Below are 11,126 nucleotides of genomic sequence, written 5' to 3'. Positions count from 1 at the left end.
ACAGTTGATGGGGGCTAAGCTAAATGCGCGTGATTACAATCGCCAACTGGTTGAAGCGATGATCAAAGTGAAGGCGCTAAATAAGATCAACACCCTTGGTCTGCCTAAATATCAGTAAGTTAAGTGAATTTGTTAGAGAGCTGCATTTGATCAACAAGGCCGAAAGTTAGCATCATCCCTAATACACGTAATTTCATCAGATTATCAGCGAGTGCATAACTATGACAAAAACGGCCAGCCAAGAGCATTGCCCCTAAAATATAGCAATAATGGCTTGGAAGACCTTGGTACTCTAATAAAAATAGCATAATCAATGAAAATGGCACATATTCAATGAAATTAGCGTGAGCACGTATTGCCGCTTGTAGGCTAGCATCGCCACCATCACCAAGTGAAATGCGCTTTGCTTTACGCAGTTTAATTACACGAAAGCTAAGTTGAATGTATAAAATGGCCAAAATGGCAGCAAACGTTGAAACAATCACAGTTTTTCCAATTTTTATTTAAAGTTAGACGCTTAGCACTGTTTATTGCTAGGCTGTTAAGTAAGTAGTTAGGTTAGCTCAGTATGATATTTAATGTCTAACAGTTCTTAAGGAAGTGCATGTTTACGCCAAGAAAAATCGCCGATAACTACCGCGAGATGATCAGTAGTATCGGTTTTTACCCTTCATTGCTCTCTGTGGTGTTTTTATTATTTGGTTTAATAACCACAGCGGTCGAGTATTCGTCATTATCTATGGAATTTAAAAAGCTCATTGGCGTGTTACTGGTAGATAGCGAAGAGAACGCCCGAACCATCCTCAGTACACTTGCAGGCAGCATTATCTCGCTAACGGTTTTTAGCTTTTCTATGGTTATGGTGGTGCTTAATAGTGCCAGTGCCAGCCTCTCACCGCGTGTGTTACCTGGGCTTATTACCCGTAAATCACACCAATTAGTGCTAGGGTTTTATCTTGGCAGTATTATCTACACCATATTAATGCTGATAAACATACGCACCATTGGCGATGGCGACATGGGTATTCCGTCGCTCGGTATCTTTTTTTCTTTGGTGTTTGGTTTAATTTCGTTGGGCTTTTTTGTGTTTTTTATTCACTCAATTTCAAAAGCCATTCAGGTCGATAATGTACTAAACGACTTGTTTAAAAATACCAAAAGCGAGCTTAAATGCATAATTGACATGCAACAAGAAAACCCTGTTGAACATTTTCCTGAGTTTGATGACTGGCATAGTGTTAAAAGTAAAACAGAAGGCTATTTTAAGGGCGCTCATACCGATAAATTGTGCGCCTTGTGCCAACAGCACGGTATTAAAATTTATATTTCGGTTAAGCAAGGTTTCTTTACGGTTAAAGGTTATCCGTTTTTAAAGTGTGATACTGACTTATCTGACAAACCAGAGCTGGTAGAGCAATTACTAGACTGCTTTATCTTTTATATCGAAGAGTATATTAGCGATCATTACCGCTACGGTATGACACAAATTTCAGAAATCGCTGTAAAAGCTATGAGCCCGGGTATTAACGATCCCGGTACTGCGGTAAAAGCCATTGATATGTTGAGTATATTGCTTATATTGCGTTTAGACATTTACGATGTGAACTACTCGCTTAAACGATGCCAGAACAATCAACCACACCTGTTTATACACGAAACGTCATTTGATGAGCTACTGCATGATAACTTTACGCCAATTCGTAACTATGCAAAAAATGACGCCTATGTAATGGTTAACGTGCTTGAGGCATTTAAAAACATATTGTTTAGAGCATCTGATAACGAGAAAGCAACAGATAGCCTGTTTGTTTACTTAGAGGCGATTATTGAAGATATAGATACGCATATTAGTAATGAGTACGACCGAGAACAAATTACTAATATGCTAAAAGCGATTGCTCGTATTTCAGAGCAGCAAGGTGAAAAATTGCTGGCAAGGTTTGTCAGCAATCAATAACTGAATTTAGTTTTCGATTAGATAAACCGCATAACTGCTTGCAGTAATTGTAAGCTCACCACCGTTGTATGCATCAGGTACATAGTTATCTGGTGCAGCTTCTGCCATAACCATTTTGCTGGCACGCATATAAGGTTGGCTACCTGTATCGAGAGGGCTACTTGATGCAGTATATAGGCCTTTAAGTTCAACCCCATAGTCACTGGCAAATTCTTTTGCAGCAGCACGAGCATCTTTAATAGCAAGCCTTTGCGCTTTCTTTTGTAGCTCTTCGTACTTGCTTGATACAAACTGAGTTTGATTGATCTCATTAATACCCGAGTTCACTAGTTGCTGAAGCATAATCGGGTATTTTTTAATATCAGTTAACGTAACAGACAAACTACGCGTTACTCTGTAGCCTACAAAGTTTTGCTTACCTGTTTCGCGGTTATATTCTGTTTGTCGATGAATTGAGATATTAGAGGCATAAATGCCCTTTTCTTCTACACCTTGGCTTTTAGCAAGCTTAATTGCTTTCGCCATGGTTGCATCGGCTTTGTTCTTAGCGGCAATTAAATCTTTATCTACTTCAACAATACCGACTGTCAGTTTAACGTTATCTGGGATTGCTTTAACCGTTGCGTTACCTTGAATATAAATATGTGGCGCATCAGGTGTTGCTTCTGCTAACGCATTAAAACTTAGCGCGGCGGCCATAGCGGTAAAAACTAACTTTCGCATAATACTGTTCCTTAATTTAAAACTCCGTTCATTATCACCTTAAAGAGTTAATTGAATATGAACAACCCCTGTTATCCAGATATAAAAAAACAGGCTTTAAAAGCCTGTTTTTTCAAATACTAAATACGTTATAGCTTAGATACTACGACGCTTGTAGTTACGGTATTCTGGAAGCCAATAGTTTTTCTCAATGGCTGCCCATAGTGCTTCATCACTCAACTCAAGTGCCACACCTTCTTCCATCGCTTTTTTCGCTACTGCAAATGCAATACGCTTACTTAACGATTGGATTTCAGTGAGTGCAGGTAATAAGCTGCCTTTACCAGTGTTTGCACGTGGTGAAGACTCAGCCAGTGTTTCACTTGATACAATCAACATTGCATCTGTGATGCGAGTTGCTTTAGCAGCAATTACACCTAAACCAATACCCGGGAAAATATAGCTATTGTTACATTGTGGGATTGGGAACGTTTGACCGTTATACTCAACCGGATCAAATGGGCTACCAGAGGCAACAATTGCTTGACCGTCTGTCCATTCGATTACATCAGAAGGAAGTGCCTCAACTTGCTTAGACGGATTACTTAACGGGAAGATAATCGGTTGTGGGCAAGATGCGTGCATTGCACGAATAACTTGTTCTGTGAATAAACCAGGTTGGCCAGATACACCAATTAGGATGTCTGGTTGTGCACAGTGCATTACATCTAATAACGATGCGTACTCACCGCTGTATGTCCACTCGCTTAAACCATCTTTAGATTGGCAAAGTGCTTGTTGGAAGTCACGTAAGCCTTCCATACCTTCGGTAAGAAGGCCAAAACGGTCAACCATGAAGATTTGAGAACGCGCTTGCTCATCGCTAATGCCTTCAGCAACCATAGTACTGATAATTTGCTCAGCAATACCGCAGCCTGCAGAACCTGCACCAACAAACACAACTTTTTGCTCAGAAAGCTTCGCGCCTTTAACACGACATGCAGCAAGTAAAGAACCTACAGTTACCGCAGCAGTGCCTTGAATGTCATCGTTAAAGCTACAGATTTCATCGCGGTAACGTTTTAGTAATGGCATTGCATTTGGTTGTGCAAAGTCTTCGAACTGAAGTAACACATTTGGCCAACGACGTTTAACTGCTTTGATGAATAGATCTAAGAATTCGTCATACTCTTCTTGCGAAATACGTTTATGACGTGCACCCATGTACATAGGGTCGTTAAGTAGTTTTTCGTTGTTCGTACCAACATCAATCATCACTGGTAGCGTATAAGCTGGGCTAATACCACCACATGCTGTGTAAAGTGATAATTTACCAATTGGAATACCCATACCACCAATACCTTGGTCACCTAGACCAAGAATACGCTCACCGTCAGTCACAACGATAACTTTTACTTTGCCTTTAGTCGCGTTACGTAAAATATCATCAATTTGGAAACGATCTTCATAAGAGATAAATAGACCACGGGCACTGCGGTAGATGTCTGAGAATTTTTCACAGGCATCACCTACCGTTGGTGTGTAGATAATTGGCATCATTTCTTCAAGATGATCACGCACTAAACGGTAGTAAAGTGTTTCGTTGTTATCTTGAATAGCACGAAGGTAAATGTGCTTGTTTAAGTTATCGCTAAAGCTTGAATACTGTTGGTAACAACGCTCAACTTGTTCTTCGATCGTTTCATAACGCGGTGGCAGTAAACCGGCTAAGTTGAAATTTTCCCTTTCTTTTTGTGAAAAAGCACTGCCTTTATTTAATAGTGGCGTTTCGATCAGACCGGGGCCTGAATAAGGAATATAAAGATAATTTGGATCGGTATTTGTAGTCATATTTCCAAGCTTTGATGCGTCATAATTATGACCTGACATTATTACTCTTGAAGGCGAAATTGCAATGACAATTCACCTTGTCAGACCATTGAAGAAAATGAATTTTATGCTCTAAATAGCATAGCAGATAGTATACATGAAAACTCAGCAGCTTTAAGGCTGCTGAGCTTGTTTTTAGTGGCTTTTATCACTTAAAGCGATGCCTTCGCGGCGCGGATCGGCTGCGCCATAAAGTTTACCGTCTTTAACTTCAACAGCATGTAAACCAGAGTTTAAATCTAGGATACGAACTGTGTGTCCGCGGTTAACAAAATCAGCTTCGGCGTTGGCAAGTTCAGTGCCCTTTTCGAGGCTTGTGTAATTATTACGATTAGTAATGCGCGGTAAGTTAATAGCTGTTTGTGCATCTAGGTTCCAATCAAGCACACCTACAACCACTTGAGCTACATAATCAATGATACGGCTACCACCCGGTGAACCAACCACTAAACGTAAGCTGCCGTCTTTGTTAAACACCATGACTGGCGACATTGAACTACGCGGGCGTTTACCTGCTTCAACGCGATTAGCTAATGGCTTACCATTTTTGGTAGGCGATAAAGCAAAGTCTGTTAGTTGATTGTTTAAAATATACCCGTTCACCATTACTGTTGAACCAAACGCCATTTCGATAGAGCTGGTCATCGAAACCGCATTACCTTGGCTATCAACAATCGATACATGGGTGGTTGATGGTAACTCATATGCATCATCTTGCGCGTACGCAAGTGAGTTTGGCGGTGTGCCTGCTTCTGCGTGAGCGTCTTTTTCAGAAATAAGCTTTGCACGACCTGCAAGGTAGTCTTTATCGAGTAATCCTTGTGTTGGGATTGGCATAAAGTCAGGGTCACCCATATACACGTTGCGATCAGCAAACGCTAAACGCGATGCTTGGGTAAAGTAATGCAATGCTTGAACAGAGTTTGGTTTAAGTTTAGCCATGTCTTTATGTTCAAGTAAGGCTAAAATCTGTAATACAGCTACACCTCCACTACTTGGTGGGGCCATTGAACACACTTCGTATTGGCGATAATCAACACACACAGGTGCGCGCTCTTTGCTTTTGTAATTAGCTAAGTCTTCAACCGTTAAAGTACCCGGTGCAACTGCAGAGTTTTGCACTGCATGCACAAGTTCTTTGGCATTTTCACCTTTATAGAAAGCATCAATGCCTTGTTTCGCTATATCTTTATAAAGCGCGGCAAGTTCAGGGTTCTTTTTAACCGTACCTACAGCAAGCGGTTTACCATCAGGGAAAAAGTAGTCACGAATAACAGGTAGCTTAGTAACCCCTGGGTTTAACTCTTTAGCCAATAATTGATGTAAACGCGGCGAGACAATAAAGCCTTTATCGGCCAATTCAATGGCAGGGCCAAACAAGGTTTGCCATTCTAACTTACCGTAACGTTTATGGGCTGTGGCAAAAGCGTCTAAAATACCTGGAACACCAACAGAACGACCACCTACAACGGCTTCAATCCATTTTACGGCTTTACCGTGCTTATCTAAAAATAGTGTTTCATCAGCATTGCTTGGAGCCGTTTCGCGGCCATCAAAACTGGTTAGGCTTTTGGTTTTGCTGTCGAAGTACATCATAAACGTACCACCACCGATGCCCGACGATTGCGGTTCTACCAGTGTCAGTACTAATTGCGTTGCAATGGCTGCATCAACTGCTGAGCCGCCTAGCTCAAGCATTTTTTGCCCTGCTTTTACTGCATAAGGGTTTGCTGCTGCGACCATGTACTTATCTCCTTCAACAACCTGTTTATGAGCAAAGCCTGTAGCAGCTTCAGGTTCGCGAGTTTCAATTTTTGCAGGGGTTGCAAAAATAGCCGTTGAATAAATTAAAGAGGTGGACAGAGCTAACAGCGCTTTGGTTTTGAATAACATAAATAAACTTAATCCCGTAGTGTATTTGGCATCTTAAAATTAAACGTGCACAATAGGCGACAATCTCAGATACAACAAAAATAACATGATAAACCAGCCCCTGAAACTAGAATATATTCTGCCGCCATTGTGTTTAGTAATACTAAGTTCCTTATTTGCTACTTTTAACTTAAATGAATATCTCGAATTTAACCGTGAGTTAGTTGCAAATGGTGAATTTTGGCGCATTTTCACTAGTCAATTTGTACACGCAAATTGGCCCCATTTAGGCTTAAATTGTGCCGGAATTTTATTAATTTGGGCTCTACACGCTGAACATACAAGCCCTGCTCGCTATGCGTTTAATATTGCCATTCTTGCATTATGGTGTGGCTTAGGCGTGTGGCTATTTTGCCCAGATATCCAAATTTACACCGGATTAAGTGCCCTACTACACGGAGTGATCATTTGGGGAGCGGTTAAAGATGTACAAGCAGGCATGTTTTCAGGCTGGTTATTGTTTGCTGGCACCTGGGCTAAAGTGATTTGGGAGCAAATAGCAGGCCCGAGTGAATCGGTGAGTCAGCTAATCGCCTCTAATGTTGCCATTGACGCCCACTTTATCGGAGCAGTTGGTGGCACTCTACTCGCTTTGCCTGTCTTTATAAAAATAATAAGAGCTCGCGAGTAACCTTACTCGAGATTTAATTATCTGGTTATTACTCCTTGCCATTTAATCTGTTTCATAAAAAATTGGTTATGATTTATCTCCTATATCAGATATTACAAAGCCCCGGCTAACGAGGCTTTGGATTCAAAAATTTAGGCTTTGCTAATAATGTCTAAATTTCCTAACGAATATAAAAAACTGTCCTTTTGTTATTTCGTCAATTGATATAGAGCAGATTACTTCGTGAGGAAAGTCACTTTCTACATCGTACATACCAATTAAGAGAGAGGTTGCTGTTTTCCTATTTAAATCAGTGACTTTACTCGACCCAGATTCTAACTCTATAATTTTGTTTGCACAATTCATTATTGCTGAGACATTGTGGTTTTTATTTTGAACAGTTTCACCAACAACATATACTCCGTATTTCCCTCTATATCGATGTTCTAAGTGTATGTTGTCACTTCTACTTTTGTCTGTATCAACCCAAATTCCTCCTATTTGCTGATCGCGAATTCAAGTCCGAAGTGCACCACTCGCTAAATTAGGCTGCTTTGCGTAATTCATCGAATATTACCGCTGGTTGCCTAAACCCTAGACATTTTCTCGGCCTCGCATTGAGCGCCTTTTCTATGTGCGCAATTTGCTTATCTGTCACCGTTCGTAAATCAGTGCCTTTGCGAATATATTGACGCAACAAGCCATTAAAGTTCTCATTTAACCCTCTTTCCCATGATGAGTAGGGGTTAGCAAAGTAGATGTCGGTTTTTAGCTTGTCTGAAACATGCTCATGTTCACAAAACTCACTCCCGTTGTCTGCGGTTATCGTATGAACATGGCGTCGATAGCGCCACAGCATACCTATCATTGCTCTGCTCACTTGCGCTGCACTTTTTGCTGGCACTTTGCGTATCAGGTAAAACTTACTTGTACGCTCGACTAAACTAACGATTGCTCCCGTACCATGCTTGCCAAGTACTGTATCCGCTTCCCAATCACCAAATCGTGTCTTAGTGTCAACAATCGCAGGTCTATGTTCAATGCCAACACGATTTGGGATGATGACACGTTTGCTTCGGCTGCCTTTACGATAACGTCTGTGCCCTTGTCGCAGATGTTTGTATAGCTTGCCACCACTCAATTTATCTTTTTGAATATAGCCATAAATCCATTCATGACTCACAGGATGCCCGATAATTTTGCTTACACCCGCAACCTGCTCAGGGCTCCATTTTTGCTCCAATCCAAACTCAACGAACGCAATTGTAAGTGCTGGCATGGAATACTTGGCAGCTAGATGTTTTCGTTTACATGCCTTTGAATGTGCAACCTCAGGCAAGTAATGACTTCGAGTACTATTGCGCCTAACTTCACGACTTATAGTGCTGTGGCTCACTTTTAGCCTTTTCCCTATCTCTCGATAGCTAAAACCCTCGCGTAAGTAGGCCTCAATCTGGTATCTTTGCCCTTCGATCAACTGCTTGTAACTCATGGTATCTACTCTTGTTTTTTGGCGATTACAGAGTACCACCAACAGGCAGTTGATCTCTTCTCACCGTTTAACCATGAGTGGTGCACTTATTATCTGAATTCGGGAGTAAATAAGATATGAATTTGCATAACAACTCTTTAAAGTAGAACTAATCCTAAAATCTGAATTTTACAACTGGTCATACCTATTTTATTGCTAGGTATTGACTAGAGAGGCGATATTAATAAAATAGCCCAGCTTTTTGATTCAGCTACCGTTAAGTCAAATCAACCCCCACGCTTTTTTTAGAGTAACTTATGCCAAACGTGTCTACTTGCATCACTTATGATGCATCGACGTCACTCGTGATGATGACGTTAAGAGGGACTGCTAGTGCACAGGATGTGATAAATTTTTACCAAATTGCCCAACAATATTCAGAATTACATGGGTCAGAGAAAATACTCGTTGATGTGTCTGAGATGACGCACAATTTCGCACCTGCTGATTTATTCACCATCATGCCGGAAGTGGCAAACTCTTTGAAAGAAGCTGTTGTAGCAATTGTTGTAAGTTTTGATGGATTTATGCACGACTTATTTATGCAAAAAGCAAAGCGCTATAACTTACAAGCTGAAAACTTTGAATGTTTTAACAAAGCAAAAAATTGGCTGGTTCGTCAATAATTGGTCGAGCTAGTCATCGCTATTTTGTTGTGTATATCAGGGCTTACAAATACCGCTAATTTTTAGCTTTTATTGTGCGATTTACCTTGATGTTTACCGCCAAAACCTAGCAATTCATTACGTAAACTTTTAAACTGTTTAGCCAATTAATAATTATAATTTGTTATGACAGCAACTAGGATAGATGCAAGCAAACTAGCTCAAAATTCAGAGCCGTTTAGCTTCAATGATCAACATAAAAATTCTCTTTTTGCCCAGCTTAAACAGCAACGTGGCATCTTATCTCAATCTGATATTTCTTCTCTTTGTCAGCAGTTTCAAGTTAGCCAACTTGAGTTACTAAAAGCCTGTGTACCCGTCGCAAGTTTATTTTCTGTCGCGCCTATTTCTAAATTCTATGTTGGCGCTATTGCTGTAGGGTTAAACAAGCAAGGCGAGACAAATTTCTATTTTGGTGCAAATGTTGAGTTTTCTCATCAAGCATTGAGTTTGGTCGTTCATGCTGAGCAATCAGCCATTAATAATGCATGGCTTAATGGCGCGCAAGCAGTGTTAAAAATTGCTATTAGCGATGCACCTTGTGGTTACTGCCGTCAATTTATGAATGAATTGAGCACCGCAGACTCACTTGAGATTTTATTGCCAGAACGCGATTTTAATCTTCATGAGTTATTACCTTATTCATTTGGCCCGAAAGACCTAGGCAATGAAGCCTGTTTATTTTCTAATAAGCAAAGCGAGAAACAGTTTACTGATCTTTCGATTGATGATGCTAAACTTATTCAATTGGCAATCAATGCATACGTACCTTACACAGGTAACTTTAGTGCGGTTAAATTAACGACTTTTGATGAAGGTGACTTTTACGGAAGTTATGCTGAAAATGCTGCCTATAGCCCAAGCCTTTCGCCATTACAAAGTGCATTGAGTCAGTTTTATCTTGCGGGCTTAACCTTTGATGATAAAACAGTTAAGTCAATCACCTTGTTAGAAACACAAGGGGCAGAAAATCAATATGAGGTGGCTAAAAGTGTGCTGGCAAGCTTCGCAAACCCACCAGCATTTGAGCACTGTGTTGCTAAACTAGTTTAGCAATAGTTTTGCAGCTTCAATGACGACGGCGACTGATTTTTTCTCAATCTCGCCGTGGTCAACATTCGGAATTTCTTGTTTAGTACGATTTACTAATACCCCTGCAACACAGGCTGCGCGTAAGCCAAGGGCAGCACACATAGTAAATAGTGTTGCTGATTCCATTTCATAATTCATCACGCCTAGTTTTTGCCACTCTTCACAGCTGCCTTGGAATGAGCGAGGAACATAGCCAGAATAAGTATCGTAACGTTCTTGACCCGGGTAGAAAGTATCACTCGATGCAGTAATACCAATGTGGAAATTAATTCCTAGCTTATCACATGCATTTACCATCGCTTGTGTTGCAAAGAAGTCAGACACAGCAGGGTAGCTTAGTGGTGCGAAATGCTGGCTAGCACCATCTAAACGAACTGAAGCTTGGCTAATTAAAATGTCGCCTTCGTTAATGTGTGGCTGAATTGCACCGGTCGTGCCAATACGCAAAAAGGTATCAATACCTAGCTGAGCAAGCTCTTCAACAGCAATTGATGTAGATGGGCCGCCAATACCGGTAGAACAAACTACAACGCTGTGCCCGTTTAGCTCACCTCGGTATACATGAAATTCACGGGTCTTCGCTAAGCATTCAGGGTTATCGAGAAGTGTTGAAATGCGTGCTGAGCGGTCAGGATCGCCAGGGACAATCGCAAGGGTTGCGCCGTTTAAGTCCTGACGAGTAAGCCCTAAGTGAAATACCTTTTCCATTATTAAACCTTATTTTTGTCTAAAGCGTAATACTTTAAT

General features: G+C 40.8%; 10 protein-coding genes. 4 read left to right on the top strand and 6 right to left on the bottom strand.

Translation table 11 applies throughout. From position 1 onward, the window contains the following. Window positions 1-119: 119 nt before the first annotated feature. Window positions 120-485, bottom strand: coding sequence for an MAPEG family protein (locus ABMY41_RS04510; RefSeq protein WP_349274234.1), 366 nt, complete (start codon window positions 483-485; stop codon window positions 120-122). Between the two features lie 119 nt (window positions 486-604). On the opposite strand from ABMY41_RS04510, the gene ABMY41_RS04505 reads away from it, so the two are divergent. Further along, window positions 605-1,957, top strand: a complete 1,353-nt coding sequence (locus ABMY41_RS04505; RefSeq protein ID WP_349274233.1) for a DUF2254 domain-containing protein — start codon at window positions 605-607, stop codon at window positions 1,955-1,957. Between the two features lie 6 nt (window positions 1,958-1,963). Here the strand turns inward: ABMY41_RS04505 and ABMY41_RS04500 are convergent, their stop codons facing one another. From ABMY41_RS04500 to ggt, 3 genes are all read right to left on the bottom strand, one after another. Beyond that, window positions 1,964-2,680: an SIMPL domain-containing protein gene (locus ABMY41_RS04500; protein ID WP_349274231.1), complete on the bottom strand. Its 717-nt coding sequence runs from the start codon at window positions 2,678-2,680 to the stop codon at window positions 1,964-1,966. Window positions 2,681-2,815: 135 nt separating this feature from the next. Then, a complete protein-coding gene (locus tag ABMY41_RS04495; protein ID WP_062565377.1) occupies window positions 2,816-4,510 on the bottom strand; it encodes an NAD-dependent malic enzyme in 1,695 nt (564 codons plus the stop codon). A 174-nt stretch (window positions 4,511-4,684) separates the two neighbouring features. Next, window positions 4,685-6,442, bottom strand: coding sequence for a gamma-glutamyltransferase (ggt, locus tag ABMY41_RS04490; RefSeq protein ID WP_349274229.1), 1,758 nt, complete (start codon window positions 6,440-6,442; stop codon window positions 4,685-4,687). A gap of 85 nt (window positions 6,443-6,527) precedes the next feature. On the opposite strand from ggt, the gene rrtA reads away from it, so the two are divergent. Beyond that, on the top strand, window positions 6,528-7,112 hold the full coding sequence (rrtA, locus tag ABMY41_RS04485) for a rhombosortase (protein ID WP_349274228.1): 585 nt from the start codon (window positions 6,528-6,530) through the stop codon (window positions 7,110-7,112). A 523-nt stretch (window positions 7,113-7,635) separates the two neighbouring features. Here the strand turns inward: rrtA and ABMY41_RS04480 are convergent. Continuing rightward, entirely contained in the window at window positions 7,636-8,583 is a 948-nt protein-coding gene (locus tag ABMY41_RS04480) for an IS30 family transposase (RefSeq protein WP_074989424.1), read from the bottom strand. Window positions 8,584-8,930: 347 nt separating this feature from the next. Here ABMY41_RS04480 and ABMY41_RS04475 point away from each other — a divergent pair, with 347 nt between their 5' ends. Beyond that, a complete protein-coding gene (locus ABMY41_RS04475) occupies window positions 8,931-9,248 on the top strand; it encodes a hypothetical protein (RefSeq protein WP_300419564.1) in 318 nt (105 codons plus the stop codon). 165 nt (window positions 9,249-9,413) lie between these two features. Continuing rightward, the gene (cdd, locus tag ABMY41_RS04470) at window positions 9,414-10,340 is read left to right on the top strand and encodes a cytidine deaminase (protein ID WP_349274227.1); all 927 of its coding nucleotides are present in this window, start codon (window positions 9,414-9,416) and stop codon (window positions 10,338-10,340) included. Here cdd and udp read toward each other — a convergent pair. Continuing rightward, window positions 10,332-11,087: a uridine phosphorylase gene (gene udp / locus ABMY41_RS04465; RefSeq protein ID WP_058584290.1), complete on the bottom strand. Its 756-nt coding sequence runs from the start codon at window positions 11,085-11,087 to the stop codon at window positions 10,332-10,334. The genes cdd and udp overlap by 9 nt on opposite strands. Window positions 11,088-11,126: the final 39 nt, after the last annotated feature.

Source organism: Pseudoalteromonas sp. BZA4 (genome assembly GCF_040104395.1).
GTDB lineage: Bacteria > Pseudomonadota > Gammaproteobacteria > Enterobacterales > Alteromonadaceae > Pseudoalteromonas.
This window is presented reverse-complemented; position numbering and strand designations above follow the sequence as displayed.

Excerpts from the sequence above, each read along its gene's own strand:
- cdd (WP_349274227.1), top strand. The coding sequence starts at position 9,414 with ATGACAGCAACTAGGATAGATGCAAGCAAACTAGCTCAAAATTCAGAG.
- udp (WP_058584290.1), bottom strand. The coding sequence starts at position 11,087 with ATGGAAAAGGTATTTCACTTAGGGCTTACTCGTCAGGACTTAAACGGC.
- ABMY41_RS04495 (WP_062565377.1), bottom strand. The coding sequence starts at position 4,510 with ATGACTACAAATACCGATCCAAATTATCTTTATATTCCTTATTCAGGC.
- ABMY41_RS04500 (WP_349274231.1), bottom strand. The coding sequence starts at position 2,680 with ATGCGAAAGTTAGTTTTTACCGCTATGGCCGCCGCGCTAAGTTTTAAT.
- rrtA (WP_349274228.1), top strand. The coding sequence starts at position 6,528 with ATGATAAACCAGCCCCTGAAACTAGAATATATTCTGCCGCCATTGTGT.
- ABMY41_RS04480 (WP_074989424.1), bottom strand. The coding sequence starts at position 8,583 with ATGAGTTACAAGCAGTTGATCGAAGGGCAAAGATACCAGATTGAGGCC.
- ABMY41_RS04475 (WP_300419564.1), top strand. The coding sequence starts at position 8,931 with ATGATGACGTTAAGAGGGACTGCTAGTGCACAGGATGTGATAAATTTT.
- ABMY41_RS04505 (WP_349274233.1), top strand. The coding sequence starts at position 605 with ATGTTTACGCCAAGAAAAATCGCCGATAACTACCGCGAGATGATCAGT.
- ggt (WP_349274229.1), bottom strand. The coding sequence starts at position 6,442 with ATGTTATTCAAAACCAAAGCGCTGTTAGCTCTGTCCACCTCTTTAATT.